Consider the following 15,757-nt stretch of genomic DNA (forward strand, 5'->3'; position numbering starts at 1 on the left):
CGGCTCCGGGTCAGGCGACCGTCAGGACGATCTTGCCGGTGGTGCGGCCCCGTTCGCCGATCTCGTGCGCCTTCGCGGCCTGTGCCAGCGGTACGACCGTGTCGACCACCGGCCGCAGCGCGCCGCGCTCCACCAGGGCGGCGATCTCGCGCAGGCCGAGGTGGTCCGGCTCGACCAGCATCCACACCGCCCGCACCCCGTCCTCCACGGCGGCGGGGACGTCGTCCGGGCCGGGCAGGGTGATCAGCCGGCCGCCGGCCCGCAGCACCCGCAGGGAACGCTCGGCGGTCTCCCCGCCGAGTCCGTCCAGCACCACGTCGATGTCGGACACCACGTCCTCGAACCGTACGGCCCGGTAGTCGACCACCTCGTCCGCGCCCAGCTCACGCACCAGGCCGTGCTTGCCGGCGCTGGCGGTGCCGATGACGTACGCGCCGCGGGCCTTGGCGATCTGCACCGCGAGATGGCCGACCCCGCCGGCCGCCGCGTGCACCAGCACCCGCTCGCCGGGACGCACGTCCGCCGTGTCCACCAGCGCCTGCCAGGCGGTCAGCGCGGCGAGCGGCAGCGCCGCCGCCTCCACGTGCGTCAGGCTCGCCGGCTTGGGGGCGAGGTGCCGGGCCGGCGCCACCACGTACTCGGCGTAGGCGCCCGCCTGGCGCGGGAACAGCGGCATGCCGAAGACCTCGTCACCGGGACGCAGCACGCCCACACCGGGGCCGACGGTCTCGACCGTGCCGGAGACGTCCCAGCCGACCGCCGGCACGGCACCCCACTCGATCAGGGCACCGCCGGCCCGGGTCTTCCAGTCCACCGGGTTCACCCCGGCCGCGTGGACGCGCACCAGGACCTCGTTCAGTCCCGGCTCCGGGCGCTCGACCTCACGCTCGACCAGGTTCTCCGGTCCACCCCACCGCTCCACGACCACCGCACGCATGATGTCCGCCTCGTTCCCGTCTCGCTCGGCGCCGGGACCTCCCCGGCGCGACGCGGTCCACGATCCGGCACCGCGGCCCGCCGTGGCTTTGGCCGTTAGGCCATAGTGTGCCAGGATCTGGCCATGAGTGACATGTGGTGCGTGGTGGCGGAGGGCGGGTCGGAACCGGCGGAGGCGGTGCCCCGGCGGCACCGGATCGCGGTGCTCGCCCTGCCCGGGGTCCCGCCCTTCGAGCTGGGCATCCCCTCCCGTGTCTTCGGCAGCGTCCAGGACGCCGAGGGCCGCCCGCTCTACGCCGTCACCGTCTGCACCGCCGACGGCGCCCCCGTGCTCAGCGACGCCGGGTTCACCGTGCAGCCCGCGGCCGGCCCCGAGGCCCTGGCCGCCGCCGACACGGTGATCGTCCCGCCCACGCACGCCATGCCCGAGCTGGGCCGCGGCGGCCCGCTGCCCCCCGAGGTCACCGCGGCCATCGCCGGCATCCGGCCCGGCACCCGGCTGGTGTCCATCTGCACCGGCTCCTACGTGCTGGCCGCGGCCGGGCTGCTCGACGGCCGCCCGGCCACGACCCACTGGAACCTCGCCCCGGAGTTCCGCCGGGCCTATCCGAAGGTCAAGGTCGACGAGGACGTCCTCTTCGTCGACGACGGCGACGTGCTGACCTCCGCCGGCGTGGCCGCCGGGGTCGACCTGTGCCTGCACATGATCCGCCGCGACCACGGCGCCGCCGCCGCCAACCGGGCCGCCCGCATGTGCGTCGTGCCGCCCTGGCGGGACGGCGGGCAGGCCCAGTACATCGACCGCCCGGTCCCCGCGCCCACCGTCGCCAGCACCACCGCCACCCGTGCCTGGGCCCTGGAGCACCTCGGCGAGCCGCTGTCCCTGGCCCAGCTCGCCGGGCACGCCCGGATGAGCCTGCGCTCCTTCTCCCGGCGCTTCCGCGACGAGGTCGGCATGACCCCCGTGCAGTGGCTCACCGCACAACGCCTGGAACTGGCCAAGCAGTTGCTGGAGACCACCGACCTGTCGATCGACCTGGTCGCGCACCGGGCCGGCTTCGGCTCCGCGAACTCCCTGCGCGCGCACATGAGGACGTCCTTCGGGGTGTCACCCGCCGCGTACCGTCGGACCTTCAGCCCCGACGATCTCGTCGGCACCCGCGGCTGACCGCGCATTCCTCGGGAGGGCGTCGACGCCGCAGGCACCGGGTCCCAGGCAGGGGATCAGGAGGAACGGCCAGCAGAACAGGACGGCCGGCTCGCCTCCGTTGTCGATGGGGAACAGGGCGTGGGGCTGGTGGACGCTGAAGCAGGCGTAGGCCATGGAGCCGGAGCGGGCGACGGCCGCGCCGCGGGTGAACGGGCCCAGGCGCACGAGAACGCCTCCGGTCAGCTCGATGGCCGCGGGCCATCACAGGGCAGGCGCCGTGCCGCCGCCGTGCCGCCGCCTGTGTTCGCCGCACGGCACGCCGGACAGGGACGCCGGGCCGTGACAGGCGCAGAGCGTTTCATGGACATGACGGTCTCGGCGTGGTCGGGTCCATGCGCCGGCGCCGGCCGCCGGAAGCTCTGAGTTCCCTCCGAGGGGCGGGCACCGGCGGGGCCGTTCCGGCACGGACGGCGCCCACCGGGGTACTGGTCCAGGGCGCGGACCGCCGGCGGCCGGCCGGAGCCGGCTGCCGTGCCCGTGCCGACCGGCGGCCGGCACCGCTGACCGGCCGCCCACCGCACCGAGGCATCCGGCCTCCAGCGCGGTGACCTGGCGGTGGCACCCTTCGCGTTCGCCGGCAACACCCGCGCGCTGTGCCGGGACGTACTGCACACCCTCTGTCCCCGGGGCGGCTTCTTCGGTCCCGGCGGCGGCAGCGGCAGCGGCTGCGGCGGCCAGGCCGAGGCAGGCGGTCCGCGTCCCGCATGCGGAGGGCGGCCTCGTGAAGCTGCCGGTCGGCGAGGACTCGCAAACACCCGGCCCCCGGGCCCGCGCACGCCCGGCCTCGTGCCCCGCGCCGGGCGTCGGCGCGCGGGTGAAGCGGCAAGGAGAGGGGCGACGGCTCGGGCGCGTCGGAACAGGTGGTGAAGAGCGCTCATCGAATTAGAGAAGGCCAGGGGTGAATTGACCGAAATGTGGGGACCCGAGCGCCAGTACAACGTTCTGCGAGGAGTCGATATGAGCAGTCCCCTGGAGAACGAGGCCTCCAGCCCGCTGGAAGAGGTCACCGGAGAGAAGGACGTGCACCCCGAGGAAGAGGGCCGGCAGCCCGAGTCCGCGTCCGGCACGTCCCGCGACGAGGAGGACGGCGGCGCCACGGACGCCGGGGACACGTCCACGCAGGCCGGGACATGACCGTCTCGATCGCGCGGCAGGATGCCCCGGCGCTGGGAGGCGACGGCAGCATCCTCATGCGCCAGCGCCGCGATCACGCCCGGCTCGACGCGATGATGCGGCGCTACACCGCCGCAGAGGGCCAGAGCCGTGACCTGGAGCGGCTGTGGCAGGACATCGTGCAACTCGTGTTCAGCCACGCTTTCGCCGAGGAAACCGTTCTGTGGCCGGTGCTGCGCCGCGTCGCCCCCGACGGGGAGAGCCTCACCGGCCGGGTCGAGGAGGAACACCAGGCGATCAACGATCTGATCGCACAGGTCGAGAAATCGGTCGACGACCCCCGGCGCACGGCCTGGATCGAGGAGGCGTTCGCTCTCATCCGCCAGGACATCCGGGACGAGGAGGACGAACTCCTGCCGCGCCTGCGCGAGGCCTTCGACGACCGCCGGCTGCGACGGATCGGCGCGGCCTGGGAAGCCGTACGGGCGACCGCCCCGACGCACCCTCACCCCGGCGTGCCCCGCCGCCCGCCCGCCAACGTGGTGCGAGGCGTCCCCCTCAGCGTCTTCGACCGCGTCCGCGACGCCGTCTCCGGCATCAGCCCCACGGTCCGGACAGCCTTGACGCTCACCGGCACGGCGGTGGCCGCGGTCGTCGTCGCCCTGGTGGTGCGCGCCGTCCGGGGCCGGCCGAGGCGGGCACGCGGTTCCACGTGACCGACCGCCGGGCCCGCGCCGTCACGGCCGCGACCTGGGAACTCCCGACAGACCAGACAGACCCCCGTTGTGAAGGTGAGGATCATGGCAACTTCTCCCAAGCCGTCGATGGAGACGCACCCGGACATCATCGACATGCGTCAACGCCACGAGATGGCCGAGCGCGCGACCAGCACCCCCAAGGGCCAGGCCATCGAGACACTGGCACTGCTCACCGGTCTGTACCTGGCCGCGTCGCCCTGGATCACCGGGTTCAACAACCTGTCGACGCTGGCCGTCACCAATCTGGTCACCGGTATCGCCTACGCGCTGCTGATGAGCGGCGGCTTCGGCCGCGCCTACGAGCGGACCCACAGCATGGCCTGGGCCGCCTGCGCCCTGGGTCTGTGGGCCATCGTCGCGCCGTGGGTGGTGGCCGGCGACGTCAGCACCACCAGGACCATCGTGAACAACATCATCGCCGGAGCGCTGGCCCTGCTGCTGGCGCTGGCCGCGAGCGCCGCCGCCCGGGCGGCGGAGTCGTCCCATGGCCGGCGCGACATGTCCGCGCCCTACGCATCGGGTCGCGGCTGACCGCTGACCGGCCGACCGGTCACGGCTGACGGCACGGGGCGCGTCAACCGGGCGAACCACCCGGCGGACGCGCCCCATACGTGTGGGCAACGCACGTATGGGCCACGCACGTAGGAAGCACGCATACAGCAAGCACGCACCGTCGGGGCACGCGCCGTTCCGTCAGGGCATGCCGCTCGTCTCGACGAGCATGTCGATGACGCCGTCGAGACCGCCGTCGGCCAGCGCCTGCCGCTGACGGTCCGCACCGGTTCCCTGCTGGAGCAGCCGGTGGACCAGCGAGGTCACCTCGCGGGTGTCACCGGCCGCGTCCAGAGCCGGTCCGATGTGCGCCAGCAGCCGGTACACGGCATCGCCCGCCCGGCAGCGCTCGCCCCCGGGCAGGATCAGATCACCGCTCAGCCCGTACCGCGCCGCCTGCCACATCGCCACATCCACCAGCTCGGGAGGGCTGTCCGGCGCCTCCCGGCCCGCCGCGGCCTCCTCCCTCGCGGTGTCGACCAGAGCCCGCACCAGCCCGGCGAACATGGCGGCCTCGTCCGTGCGCAACTGCACGTCCAGACAACGGACCTCGACGGTGGGATAGGTCTCGGACATGCGGGCCTGCCAGTACAGTTGGCCGGTGTCACCGATCACCCCCGTCGACAGCAGCCGCTGCACCCGCAGGTCGTAGTCCGTCTCGTCGGTGAAGCAGGGCGGGACGCCACTGACCGGCCAGCGGTCGAAGACCACGGTGCGCCAGCTTGCGAATCCGGTGTCGTGCCCCTCCCACAGCGGGCTGTTCGCCGCCATGGCGGTCAGGACGGAAAGCCAGCCCCGGATCCGGTTGAGCACCTGGACGCCCACCTGCCGGCTGGGGATGGCGACGTGCACGTGCATGCCGTTGACCATCTGCTCGGCCACAAGCTGCGGTGCCTGCTGCTGCATGGCGCGGTAGCGGGCCTGGTCGGTGACGGGGACGGGCAGTGCCTGGCGCAGCGGCGGTGTCCCGCTGGCCACCAGGCGGCAGCCGTGCGCCTCGGCCGCCCCGGCCACGGCGTGCCGCAGACGCAGCAGGTGGCCGCCGACCTCGTCCAGCGACTCGCACACCGGAGTGGCCACCTCGATCTGGGCCTGCAACAGCTCGGGCTGGATCTCCCGCGGCGCGACGAACGGCTCGAGGCCGGCCGCGGCGCGTACCTTCTCCGCGCGCGCCGCCAGCCGGCCACTGGCCGGTTCCACGAGCAGGTACTCCTCTTCGACACCGACGGTCGTCATCCTGGGCCTCCCGTTCCCGCGGCGCGCTGCCTGCAAGGCAACGGGCACGCCCTTCGGGCCGGGACGCTGCCGTTCCGTCCCCGGCGCCGCCCCGATCCTGTCCGGGGGGCGACGATCCAAGTGCCACCATGGTTTCGCCCTCAAACCCGCCCGCGCACCCGGTGCCGGGCGAACGGCGGTCCCGGACGCCCCGGCACAGCCGGACACCCCGGGCACCGCGAGAGCGCCTGCCGGCCACTGGATCACCGTCAGCGGTCGGCAGGCGCGGGCGCGCGGTGCCGCGGGTGCGCGAGGTGGCTCAGTGCTTGCCCATCGCCTTGCGGACGGCGTCCTTGGTGCGGTCCATGAGCGCGGCCACCGGGCCGAGGGCCACGTTGGCCGCGCCCGACTGGACGCCGGGGTGGGGCCGCGTGGGGGCCATGGCCTCGGCGGCCTTGACGGCCTTGGCCATGGTGGCGAGGTTGGTGACGTCGGTGCTGCGGCGGATGTGGGAGAACTCGTAGCGTTCCTCCGCCCGCGCGTGCTGCTGCACGTCCGTGCGCAGCTCCCTCAGCCGCGGCATGAACGCCGGGTCGTCGGTGTCCATGCCGTCCAGCGCCGCGAGGGTCTCCTTGGCGGCCTTCTCCTCCGCGAGGCGGTCCTCGACGACCTGCTCGCCACCCGACACCGCCCGCCGGACGAAGGGGTGGACCACCTCCTCCTCGGCGGTCTCGTGCACGGCGAGCAGCCGTACGAGGCGACGGAAGGCCTCACGGCGCTCCTCGCCCTCGCTCTGCTCGACCTCGTCGAACAGATTGCGGATGTCACCGTGCTGGCGCATCAGCAGGGCGACGACATCGATGTCGGGCGCGCGGTCGTCACCGGCCTGCGGGGTGTGCAGCTCGGACATGTGCGGCCGCCTCACTTCTCGCGCTGGGCGGGGTCGGGGTGCTCGCCCTCGGACTGCACGCGGTACTCGCGCCCGAACATCGCGTCGTGCTCGGCCATGACCCGGTCGCTCGGCGGCTCCTCGCCGCCGTGGATCCGCTCCTGCATCTTCTCGAACCGCTCGTGGGCCTCGCGGACGTAGCCCGCCCCGAGGGTGGTCAGGTCGATCTGGGTGTCGAGCAGCTCGCGCAGGTACTGCTTGTTCGGCTCGAAGGTGAGTACGTCGGGCAGCTCCGGCGCCAGGACCTCCTGCGGTTCGCGGCCGTCGTGGCGGCGCATCAGGTCGCAGGCGATGTGCAGGTGCTCCAGCTCCATGTTCAGGTGCAGCTCCCAGATCGCCTTCACCCTGGGGTCGCTCTCCTGCTCCATGAAGGAGTAGTACAGGTAACACTCGTTGTACTCGTGGTTGACGAGCTGCTCCCACCAGGTCTCGCCGGGGTCGACGAGGGACTCGTAGTGGGTGACGTGTTCTTCCTCGATCAGCCCGATCTCCTGGTAGAGCTGCCGGGCGATCGGCTCCATGTAGGTGGGGCCGGTGTTCATGTAGAAGTTCATCGTCTGCTGCTCCGCCGACATGATCGTCAGCGCGTGCAGCTTCGACAGCGGGTTCGTGGTGTTCTTGTCGTACGGGTCACGGACGTTGTCGACCGGGTCGCGGTGGTGGTACCGGGTGGGACGGCCCGGCATGACCTCGGTGAGGTTGTCGACGATCGACTCCGCCTTGCGGTGCTCGATCATCTCGTACAGGTTCGCGTACCGGTACAGGTGGTCGAAGTCCTCCAGCACACCGAACTGGTACGCCTGCTTGAGGTACGGATCGGGCTCCATCCGTGCCACCCACGCCGTCAGGTCCACCGCGACCTGCTCGTAGGCGATCGTCGTCTCCAGCACCGAGGAGACCCCCGGCAGCAGCCAGTTGACCACTTTCTGCTGCTGCGCCTCGATGTACCGGGTCCGGGCGAGCTGCCGCTTCAGCTCCGGGTCGGGCGTGTGGCGGGCGAGCTGGTGGCTGAAGAGAATGGCCTCCACCTCGATCCCGTTCATCGTGATGATCCGGCATCGGGTGTAGGGGTCACAGCGGTCGGGGTCGATCGGCTGCACGTTCAGCTCACGCCAACTGCGAAGCTGGCGGTCGAGCGGGATGCCCCGCTGCTCGAGTGGGTTGAACGTCATGGAGGTGCCTCCAGGGGCAGGGCGGGTTGTGGGCCGGCGGGTACCCCGCCGGGGACAAGGGCCACAGGCCCGTCATCGAGTCTCGGTGTTACCAGTGCGTTTCAGCCACCGGTGGGGCTCGGGAGACACGTGGTTCGCCCAGCCGGGCCAGTTGAGGTGACAGCGTGAGCGGGGTGTGAGATGACTGGATCGATTGCTGTGCGGGGGTTCGGCCGCCGGCCCGAGGGCGGTGCACCTGGTGCGCGTACGCGCACCAGGCCGGTCACCCGCCGCGGCCGGCGGCCCGTGTCCGCTCCGGGTCAGGTCTCCAGCCCGTCCCCCTGCCGGTCCGCCGGCGATCCGTGGTCCCGGCCCGGCCGGCGCAGCCGCACCTCGACGTGGCCGTCGACGGTCCGCGTGTCGAACGCGGGCTGGGGGGCGGTGGCGGGACCGCGTACGTTCAGTCCGTCCGAGAGCCGGAAGACGCTGCCGTGCCAGGGGCACCGGACACAGCCGTCGGCGACCGTGCCCTGCGACAGCGGCCCGGCGAGATGGCTGCACCGCTCCGCCAGCGCGTGCAGCGTCCCCCCGTCCTCCCGTACGACCAGCACGGGGACGTCGTCCACGCTGCACCGCACGGGCTGTCCGGCGGGGAACGCGTCTACGGGGCCGACGCGGTGCCAGCCCTCGGTGACGATGTGCGGCACCTCTTCGGTGTGGTTGGCACCGGAGGCCTGGCGATAGGCCAGGTGCCCGCCCAGGGCTCCGCCGAGTCCGACCGCGGTCAGCCCCAGGAACCCGTACGCGCGGCCCGCCGCTTCGCGCCCCTGGACGCGGTGGACGAGCGAGGCGCCGTACAGGCCCACGGCCGCCGTGTTCGCCAGGGCGTGCACCAGACCGACGCGCTGCTGCTCGGGGTGCAGTTCAGCCCAGTCCACGGCACCGGCCAGGGCGGCGGGAGCGGCCGTGGCCAGCCCGACGCCGATCAGCAGCGCCGACGCGGGGGAGCGGACGGGCCGCAGATCGAGTACCGCGGCGGACAGCCAGCTCCCGATCGGCACCTGCACCATCAACGGATGCACGGGGTGGCCCAGCCACCTGCCGTGGAGTGCGTCCCGTGCCGCGCCGAGCGGCAGGGACCGCGTCCCCGTCCGCAGGGCGTCGATCACACGGTCGGCCCGCGGGTCCCGTTCCAGCCGGTCCAGCAGCCGAAGGAATGCGTTCTGCCGCGGGGAACGGCCGCGGCGGCGAGGCGAAGTGCTCATGAGCGGCCGGGTCCCCCGCTGTCCGGACGGCAAACGGAAGGCGGCTGCCGGTCCGGCAGCCGCCTTCCGTCCGCCGTCCCCCCCGCCCGTGGCGCGGGCAGCGCCGTGCCGTCAGCTCACCGCCGGACCGGCGTCCTCCGTGCCGGACAGTTCGGCCAGGAACCGGTGACAACGGGCGGCGCGCTCCGAGTCCTGCTCCATCACGCCGCGGAAGAACTCGGCGATCTCCGTCTTGCCCGCGTTCTCCGCGTCGCGCACGTACTGGCCGTAGTCGTGTCCGGCCTTCAGGGAGTGGTACTGCACGGAGATGAGGTCGAACACGACGTCACTGAATCCGGTTTCACCAGTCGCCATGAGTCCTCCTGCGCCATTTCGGAATGGGACAACAGTTGGGTTTCACCATTCCGGGGGCCGAAACGCCCCGTACATGAGCAAGTCCCCGGCAGCGGGTCGCTGACGGGGACTTCTCACGCGGGGTTTCACGCGTGTCGTCGGGCCCAGAGCGGGGTGACGAAAGCGATGAGCAGGGCTGCGACACCTATCTGGAAGATGTGGCGGATCCAGTCGATGCCGCCGGTGTCGCCGACGCCGAAGGCGGTGGCGAGCGCATTACCGGCGACCGCCCCGATAATACCCATGATGACCGTCAGCCAGAGCGGGATGGGCTGACGCCCCGGGAGGACCAGCTTGGCCAGCAGTCCGATGATCAGTCCCGCGATGATGGCCCACAAGAACGACACGACTTCTCCTTCCACAGTGCACGAAGTCCGTTGGTCCTCACGTGCCCCTGGAAAGAAGGCTTACGCCTGCGTATCGCGCAGACATCTGTCGGGAAGATGTCTGCGCTGCCTCGAAGACGTCTCCCCGCGCTGACGGCACAGGAACCGCGTGACCGGCCGGGGTCGGTCCGCCTCCCCGCACAGGGGCCCTCAGCAGCCGAGGAGTTCGGTGAAGCGCCGGGTGTCGATGTTGCCGCCGGACGCGATCAGACCGATGCGCCGCGGGGGGTTGTCGACACGGCCGGCCAGAAGAGCGGCCAGGGGCGTGGCGCCGCTCGGTTCGAGGACGATCTTCAGGCGCTCGAAGGCGAAGCGCATCGCGGTGACGATCTCGGCGTCGCCGACCAGGGAAATGCCGTCGACCAGGCGCTGGTTGACGGGGAAGGTGATCTCACCGGGCGTGGCCAGCGCCTGCCCGTCGGCGATGGTGCGGGGGACCGGGACGGTGACGCGCGTGCCGCTCTCCAGTGAGCGTTTGGTGTCGTCCCCGGCCTCCGGCTCGACGCCGATGACACGGATGCCCGGGTGCAGCGCGGTGGCGGTGGTGGCGCTGCCCGCGATCAGGCCGCCGCCTCCCACGGGCACCACGAGGGCGTCCAGCGGGCCGGTCTCCTCCAGCAGTTCGAGAGCCGCGGTGCCCTGGCCGGCGATGACGTGCGGGTCGTCGTACGGCGGGATCAGGGCCAGGCCCCGGTCCGCGGCCAGGGCGTGACCGAGGGCGGTGCGGTCCTGCGCGTACCGGTCGTACGTGACCACCTCCGCCCCGTACCCGGCGGTCGCCTCCCGCTTGGAGCGGGGCGCGTCCTCGGGCATCAGGATGACCGCGGTGGTGCCCAGTTCGCGGGCGGCCAGGGCGATGGCCTGCGCGTGGTTGCCGGACGAATAGGCCGCGATTCCCTTCGCCAGCCGCCGGGGCGGCAGTTGGGCGGCGGCGTTGTAGGCGCCGCGGAACTTGAAGGCACCGGCCCGCTGGAAGTTCTCGGCCTTGATGAACACCTCGGCGCCGACGAGGGAGTTGAGGGTGCGGGAGGTGAGGACGGGGGTGCGGTGGACGACGCCCTTCAGGCGTGCGGCGGCCTCGCGGACGTCGTCGAACGAAACGGGCGGTACGGCGGCCATTCGGGGTCCTTGGAGTGGTGAGGGGGCGGGGGTACCGGGTGACGCCGGTGACGGGTCACCAGCCGGTGACGCGGGGCCAGAACGCCTCGGTCACGGGGACGCCGGCGCTGCTCCGGGAGCCGTCCACGACGTGGTAGCCCCGGTGCTGGGCGGCGGTGCCCCGGTCGCGGGACATGGCCATCCAGCCGCCGTCGGTGATGATCCACCCGTACTCGGGGCGGTGGCCGATGACGGTGACGACGACCGACAGGGCGAGGTCGTCGACGGTGCACACGCCGAGGCCGGCCATCACCAGGTCGAAGAAGACGTAGTTGCCGGCGCGCAGTTCGGTGACGCCGGTGAGGTCCTCGGCGGCGTGGGCGGTGGGGGTGGATCCCACGCTGACGGTGCGCACGGGCAGACCGCCGGCGCGCAGCCGGCCGGCCGCGGCGACGGCGCTGTCACGTTCGTTGCGTGCCGCCAGGCGCCGCTCCTCGTCGGTGTGCGCGAAGTACGACTCGCCGGCGTGGGTCAGAACGCCGTCCAGGCAGCCCGCGTCGTCCAGGACGCGTCCGATGCCGGTGAGTTCGGGGGCGTCCGGCTTCAGCCCACCGCGATGACCGTCGCAGTCGATCTCGATCTGGGCGGGGACGGCGATACCGGCCTCGCGTGCCGCCGCGGCGACGCACCGCGCCTGCTCGGTGCTGTCCAGCAGGACGCGCAGGGTGACCCCGCGGCGCGACAGGGCGATGACCCGGGGGAGTTTGTGGGGGTCGATGGCGACGGCGTAGGTGATGTCGGTGTAGCCGGCGGCGGCGAAGACCTCGGTCTCGGCGAGGGTGGAGACGGTGACGGGGCCGGGGACGCCGTCGTGCAGGAGGGCGGCGGCGTCGAGGCTCTTGGCCGTCTTCACATGGGGGCGCAGCGGAACGCCGAGCCGGTCGGCCCTGGCCCGCAGGCGGGCGATGTCGTGCCGCGTCCGGTGGACGTCGACCACGGCGAACGGGGTGTCGGGGCCGGCCAGGGTCGGGGCGGCGGAAGAGGGGGTGGCGTTGGAGGTGGTGCAGGAGGAGGTGGTGGAGGAAGGGGTGGCGGTCATGGGCGGGCCTTCACTTCGCGTAGTTGTAAACCGTCGCCCGCGACACGCCGAGCAGGTCCGCGATGGTCCGTGCGGCGTCGCGCGAGGCGAAGTAGCCGTCGCGCTGAAGCTGCCGTACGAGCGTCCTCTTGTCCTCCCGGCCCAGTGAGCGGGGCGTCGCGGCCCGCTCGGCGGCGTGCGCCTCCACCGCTTGCCGAAGCTCGCGCGCGGTGCGGTCCCGCAGGGTCTCCAGCGGCGCGTCCCGGTGCTCGGTGTCCGTGGCCACCAGGTTCGACAGCGCCAGGGTCACCGGGGACAGGACGGACACGTCGAGGTTCAGGCACAGCGCCGCTATGTAGTCACCGGCCGCGTTCCTGATGCCGATGGACGTGCTCTTCGCGGGGCGGCCGTCGGGGAACCGGTTGGGATAGTTCTGCAGGACGCTCGGGAACTCCGGGTCGGCGATGCGGGCCAGGCCCAACTCCGTGACGGAATCGCCCACCTGACGGCCGGGCAGATTGTTCTCGATCACCCGGACCGCGTGGCGCGGGGTCCGCAGGTCGTGCAGTACCACCTCGCACAGCCCCGGGAACATGCGGCCCAGGGCCACGGCGATCTTCTCGGCCTCCCGGACGAGGTGCTCGTCCGCCTCCTCCGCGCTGTCCGCGAGGTCGCCCACGGATGCTCTCCTCCCCTCGGCCTTCGACCGAACGTCCAACTCTGGACAGTAAGGCTAAGAAGTCCTCCGGCCGGTGTCCAGCCCGCCGGACGGCGGCCGCACCGGAGCCGTTGCCCAAGTACCGTCTGTACGAGCACGTTTCGCACAGCCCGTTCCAGCACAGTCCAGCGAGGGGGACCCATGGCCGAACGGCCCGGCGCGCAACACCAGTCGTGGCTGCGCAGTTTCCACCAGTCGACGCCGGGCGCGCCGCGGCTGGTCTGCCTGCCGCACGCCGGCGGCTCGGCGAGCTTCTACTTCGCCGTCTCCAAGGCGCTCTCGCCCGCGGTGGAAGTGCGAGCGGTGCAGTACCCCGGCCGTCAGGACCGCTACGACGAACCCCTGGCCGGCTCCGTCCAGGAACTCGCGCAGGGGGTGTTCCGTGCGCTGGACGACGGGCAGGACACACCGCTGGCCCTGTTCGGCCACAGCATGGGCGCCATGGTCGGCTTCGAACTGGCCCGGCTCCTGGAGGCCGCCGGGCGACCGCCCGTGACGTTCTTCGCCTCCGGCCGCCGCGGCCCGTCCCTCGTGCGCACCGAGACCGTCCACCAGGGCGACGACGCGCAGTTGATCGCCGAGGTCACCAAGCTCGACGGCACCGACGCCGCCCTGCTGGAGGACGAGGAGCTGCAGCGGATGGTCCTGCCCGTGCTGCGCGCCGACTACCGCGCGGTGGAGACCTACCGGCGCGCCCCCGGACCACGGCTGAGCTGCCCCGTCGTCGCGATGACCGGCGACGCCGATCCCCGGCTGACCCCCGATGAGGCCCGGACCTGGGCGGAGGAGACCGACGGGGCGTTCGAGCTGCGGGTCTTCCCCGGCGCCCACTTCTACCTGGTGGCGCAGCAGGAGGCCGTACTGGCCGAGGTCAGGGCCGCGCTGCGGCGGCTGGGGCCCGCCACGGGAGCGGTGGCCTGAGCGGCGCCGGCGGCCGGGGACGACACAGGCGGCACCGGCGCAGCGGTGCCGCCCGCGTGGTGTGCGTCAGCCCAGGACCTTGGCGGACTCGATCACCACGGGCTCGGCGGGAACGTCCTGGTGCCCCTGCCGGCTGCCCGTCTTGACGCCCTTGATGGAGTCGACGACGTCCTGGCCCTCGGTGACCCGGCCGAACACCGCGTAACCCCAGCCGTTCGGGGTCTTCGCCGTGTAGTTGAGGAAGGCGTTGTCCGACACGTTGATGAAGAACTGGGCCGTCGCGGAGTGCGGGTCGCTCGTCCGCGCCATCGCCACCGTGTAGGCGTTGTTCTTCAGACCGTTGTCGGCCTCGTTCTGGATCGCGCCGAGGGTGGGCTTCTGGGACATGTCCGGCGCGAAACCGCCGCCCTGGACCATGAAGCCGGGGATCACCCGGTGGAAGATCGTGCCGTCGTAGTGGCCGTTGCGCACGTACGTCAGGAAGTTCTCGACGGTCTTGGGCGCCTCGGCGTCGTTGAGCTCCAGCACGATACGGCCGAAGTTGGTGTTCAGCTCGACGGACGACATCACAATCTCCTTGTTCCCGTGGGGCTCGCCCACGCGTACGGGTACGGCCGGCCGGCCGTTTCTCCGGTGCGACCGAGGACCGACCACGATGATCGGACGCTCGCGCACACCAGGGAATATATGACCACAGAGGGCACACCCGGCGCGGCAGCGCCCCGGGCGTCGAACGGCCATCCGGGTCAGGGCCGGCCGCAGCACCTCGGGCCGGACCGGCAGCTCAGGACGGCCACGGCGCGTCGTCGGGCGCCGGTGGCATGGCCAGGTGGGCCAGGTCGTCCGGAGGTGGTGTGGTCACCGGCCACAGCGGAGCCGCGACCCCGTCGGCCAGCGCGGCCGGCGCGTCGGTGAGGTTCATGCGCTCGCGCAGCCGGCCGTAGAAGTCCGTCGGACCCAGCCGGACCGCCCTCAGCCGGCGGGGCGCGGCATACACACCGATCCAGTCCCCGGGGCTCAGCACGCCGCGTAGCTGGCCGTCGATGCTGACCGCCGCCTGGCCCGACCGTTCGAGCACCCGCAGCGCGATCGGCTCATCCGGCGCCGCCACGACCGAGCGGTTGAACACCATGTGCGGTGCGACCGGCGTGAAGACGAGGCCCTCCACCCGGGGCGAGACCACCGGGCCGCCCGCGGCGAAGCTGTACGCGGTGGATCCCGTGGGCGTGGCCACCAGCAGCGCGTCGGCCGAGTAGGCGGCCAGGAGCCGCCCGGCCAGATAGACCCCGACCGACACCTGCCGGTCCCGCGCCAGCTTCTCCACCACCACGTCGTTCAGCGCGGTGACGTTCAGGGCCACACCCCAGTCCCCGCCCGCCCGGCAGTCCGTCCGTACCCGGGGCGGGGGCAGCAGCGGGCCGCGGCCGTACCGCAGCAGCGCCTCCATCTGCGCCGGCACCTCCAGCCGGCACGACGCCCGCAGGGTGAGGAGCATCCGGCTCTCCACGGTGATCTGCCGCTCCCGTACGGCGTCCAGCGCGGCCCGCACCGCCGTGGCCGGGACCTCCGTCAGGAAGCCGACGCGGCCCAGGTCGACGCCGAGCACCATGGCGTCGTTCTCGGCTGCCAGCCGGGCGCCGCGCAGGAACGTGCCGTCGCCGCCCAGGGTGACGACCAGGTCGGGATCGCCCGCGGCGTCGACCTCCTCCCGGGCACTGTGCCGCGCGCCCTCCCGCCACACGTCGATGTCGGTACAGCCCACCGCGTGCTCGTCGCACCACTCACGCACGGCCCGCGCGGCGGCCACCGCTTCGGCGCGTCCGCCGTGCACGACCAGGCCGACCCGGTTCACCGTCATACCCGCCACACCCGCACACCCGCCTCCCAGCCGGCTCCTCCGCGGCTGCCATCCTCGCCGCGGACCGGGCCCACCCGACGCGCGCCACGCCGCCGGGGGCTCGGCATGCAGCCCGGGACGCGGCTCGGGACCTTGTTCCCGCCCCGGCTCGGCCGC

Annotated in this window: 17 protein-coding genes; 5 read left to right on the plus strand and 12 right to left on the minus strand. The window is 72.6% G+C overall.

Annotated elements, in window-relative coordinates:
- Positions 1-10: 10 nt before the first annotated feature.
- Positions 11-937: an NADP-dependent oxidoreductase gene (locus tag D9753_RS32355; protein WP_121790217.1), complete on the minus strand. Its 927-nt coding sequence runs from the start codon at positions 935-937 to the stop codon at positions 11-13.
- 132 nt (positions 938-1,069) lie between these two features.
- Between D9753_RS32355 and D9753_RS32360 the strand changes: the two genes are divergently transcribed.
- From D9753_RS32360 to D9753_RS32375, 4 genes are all read left to right on the plus strand, one after another.
- Complete coding sequence (locus D9753_RS32360; RefSeq protein WP_121791410.1) at positions 1,070-2,104, plus strand: GlxA family transcriptional regulator; 1,035 nt, start codon at positions 1,070-1,072, stop codon at positions 2,102-2,104.
- Between the two features lie 999 nt (positions 2,105-3,103).
- Positions 3,104-3,280: a hypothetical protein gene (locus D9753_RS36790; RefSeq protein WP_163010852.1), complete on the plus strand. Its 177-nt coding sequence runs from the start codon at positions 3,104-3,106 to the stop codon at positions 3,278-3,280.
- The gene (locus tag D9753_RS32370; RefSeq protein WP_121790219.1) at positions 3,277-3,975 is read left to right on the plus strand and encodes a hemerythrin domain-containing protein; all 699 of its coding nucleotides are present in this window, start codon (positions 3,277-3,279) and stop codon (positions 3,973-3,975) included. Before D9753_RS36790 ends, D9753_RS32370 begins: the two co-directional genes overlap by 4 nt.
- A 108-nt stretch (positions 3,976-4,083) precedes the next feature.
- Complete coding sequence (locus D9753_RS32375) at positions 4,084-4,548, plus strand: SPW repeat protein (RefSeq protein ID WP_121790220.1); 465 nt, start codon at positions 4,084-4,086, stop codon at positions 4,546-4,548.
- A gap of 162 nt (positions 4,549-4,710) precedes the next feature.
- Here the strand turns inward: D9753_RS32375 and D9753_RS32380 are convergent, their stop codons facing one another.
- The 9 genes from D9753_RS32380 to D9753_RS32420 form a co-directional block, all read right to left on the minus strand.
- Positions 4,711-5,805: a carboxylate-amine ligase gene (locus D9753_RS32380; RefSeq protein WP_121790221.1), complete on the minus strand. Its 1,095-nt coding sequence runs from the start codon at positions 5,803-5,805 to the stop codon at positions 4,711-4,713.
- A 298-nt stretch (positions 5,806-6,103) separates the two neighbouring features.
- On the minus strand, positions 6,104-6,694 hold the full coding sequence (locus D9753_RS32385; protein WP_121790222.1) for a hemerythrin domain-containing protein: 591 nt from the start codon (positions 6,692-6,694) through the stop codon (positions 6,104-6,106).
- An 11-nt stretch (positions 6,695-6,705) separates the two neighbouring features.
- Positions 6,706-7,905: a hypothetical protein gene (locus D9753_RS32390; RefSeq protein ID WP_121790223.1), complete on the minus strand. Its 1,200-nt coding sequence runs from the start codon at positions 7,903-7,905 to the stop codon at positions 6,706-6,708.
- Between the two features lie 299 nt (positions 7,906-8,204).
- Entirely contained in the window at positions 8,205-9,149 is a 945-nt protein-coding gene (locus D9753_RS32395; protein ID WP_121790224.1) for a Rieske 2Fe-2S domain-containing protein, read from the minus strand.
- A 111-nt stretch (positions 9,150-9,260) separates the two neighbouring features.
- Positions 9,261-9,503, minus strand: coding sequence for an acyl carrier protein (locus tag D9753_RS32400; protein WP_121790225.1), 243 nt, complete (start codon positions 9,501-9,503; stop codon positions 9,261-9,263).
- Positions 9,504-9,628: 125 nt separating this feature from the next.
- Positions 9,629-9,889, minus strand: coding sequence for a GlsB/YeaQ/YmgE family stress response membrane protein (locus D9753_RS32405; protein WP_121790226.1), 261 nt, complete (start codon positions 9,887-9,889; stop codon positions 9,629-9,631).
- 189 nt (positions 9,890-10,078) lie between these two features.
- A complete protein-coding gene (locus D9753_RS32410) occupies positions 10,079-11,047 on the minus strand; it encodes a pyridoxal-phosphate dependent enzyme (RefSeq protein ID WP_121790227.1) in 969 nt (322 codons plus the stop codon).
- 55 nt (positions 11,048-11,102) lie between these two features.
- On the minus strand, positions 11,103-12,125 hold the full coding sequence (locus tag D9753_RS32415; protein ID WP_121790228.1) for an alanine racemase: 1,023 nt from the start codon (positions 12,123-12,125) through the stop codon (positions 11,103-11,105).
- Positions 12,126-12,135: 10 nt separating this feature from the next.
- Positions 12,136-12,783 carry a helix-turn-helix transcriptional regulator gene (locus tag D9753_RS32420; RefSeq protein WP_121790229.1) on the minus strand — a complete coding sequence of 216 codons (648 nt, stop codon included), beginning with the start codon at positions 12,781-12,783 and terminating at the stop codon, positions 12,136-12,138.
- A 180-nt stretch (positions 12,784-12,963) separates the two neighbouring features.
- Between D9753_RS32420 and D9753_RS32425 the strand changes: the two genes are divergently transcribed.
- The gene (locus D9753_RS32425) at positions 12,964-13,743 is read left to right on the plus strand and encodes a thioesterase II family protein (RefSeq protein WP_121790230.1); all 780 of its coding nucleotides are present in this window, start codon (positions 12,964-12,966) and stop codon (positions 13,741-13,743) included.
- A gap of 66 nt (positions 13,744-13,809) precedes the next feature.
- Here D9753_RS32425 and D9753_RS32430 read toward each other — a convergent pair whose 3' ends face one another.
- Positions 13,810-14,310, minus strand: a complete 501-nt coding sequence (locus tag D9753_RS32430; RefSeq protein ID WP_121790231.1) for a peptidylprolyl isomerase — start codon at positions 14,308-14,310, stop codon at positions 13,810-13,812.
- A 217-nt stretch (positions 14,311-14,527) separates the two neighbouring features.
- Positions 14,528-15,601 (minus strand): NAD(+)/NADH kinase, encoded by a 1,074-nt coding sequence (locus tag D9753_RS32435; RefSeq protein WP_121790232.1) that lies wholly within the window; start codon positions 15,599-15,601, stop codon positions 14,528-14,530.
- Positions 15,602-15,757 lie beyond the last annotated feature (156 nt).

This window comes from Streptomyces dangxiongensis (assembly GCF_003675325.1).
GTDB lineage: Bacteria > Actinomycetota > Actinomycetes > Streptomycetales > Streptomycetaceae > Streptomyces > Streptomyces dangxiongensis.

What these genes read in the sequence shown, in the direction of transcription:
- D9753_RS32430 (WP_121790231.1), bottom strand. Translation starts at nt 14,310, where the DNA reads ATGTCGTCCGTCGAGCTGAACACCAACTTCGGCCGTATCGTGCTGGAG.
- D9753_RS32360 (WP_121791410.1), top strand. Translation starts at nt 1,070, where the DNA reads ATGTGGTGCGTGGTGGCGGAGGGCGGGTCGGAACCGGCGGAGGCGGTG.
- D9753_RS36790 (WP_163010852.1), top strand. Translation starts at nt 3,104, where the DNA reads ATGAGCAGTCCCCTGGAGAACGAGGCCTCCAGCCCGCTGGAAGAGGTC.
- D9753_RS32390 (WP_121790223.1), bottom strand. Translation starts at nt 7,905, where the DNA reads ATGACGTTCAACCCACTCGAGCAGCGGGGCATCCCGCTCGACCGCCAG.
- D9753_RS32375 (WP_121790220.1), top strand. Translation starts at nt 4,084, where the DNA reads ATGGAGACGCACCCGGACATCATCGACATGCGTCAACGCCACGAGATG.
- D9753_RS32410 (WP_121790227.1), bottom strand. Translation starts at nt 11,047, where the DNA reads ATGGCCGCCGTACCGCCCGTTTCGTTCGACGACGTCCGCGAGGCCGCC.
- D9753_RS32355 (WP_121790217.1), bottom strand. Translation starts at nt 937, where the DNA reads ATGCGTGCGGTGGTCGTGGAGCGGTGGGGTGGACCGGAGAACCTGGTC.
- D9753_RS32395 (WP_121790224.1), bottom strand. Translation starts at nt 9,149, where the DNA reads ATGAGCACTTCGCCTCGCCGCCGCGGCCGTTCCCCGCGGCAGAACGCA.
- D9753_RS32385 (WP_121790222.1), bottom strand. Translation starts at nt 6,694, where the DNA reads ATGTCCGAGCTGCACACCCCGCAGGCCGGTGACGACCGCGCGCCCGAC.
- D9753_RS32435 (WP_121790232.1), bottom strand. Translation starts at nt 15,601, where the DNA reads ATGACGGTGAACCGGGTCGGCCTGGTCGTGCACGGCGGACGCGCCGAA.
- D9753_RS32425 (WP_121790230.1), top strand. Translation starts at nt 12,964, where the DNA reads ATGGCCGAACGGCCCGGCGCGCAACACCAGTCGTGGCTGCGCAGTTTC.
- D9753_RS32370 (WP_121790219.1), top strand. Translation starts at nt 3,277, where the DNA reads ATGACCGTCTCGATCGCGCGGCAGGATGCCCCGGCGCTGGGAGGCGAC.
- D9753_RS32380 (WP_121790221.1), bottom strand. Translation starts at nt 5,805, where the DNA reads ATGACGACCGTCGGTGTCGAAGAGGAGTACCTGCTCGTGGAACCGGCC.
- D9753_RS32415 (WP_121790228.1), bottom strand. Translation starts at nt 12,125, where the DNA reads ATGACCGCCACCCCTTCCTCCACCACCTCCTCCTGCACCACCTCCAAC.
- D9753_RS32400 (WP_121790225.1), bottom strand. Translation starts at nt 9,503, where the DNA reads ATGGCGACTGGTGAAACCGGATTCAGTGACGTCGTGTTCGACCTCATC.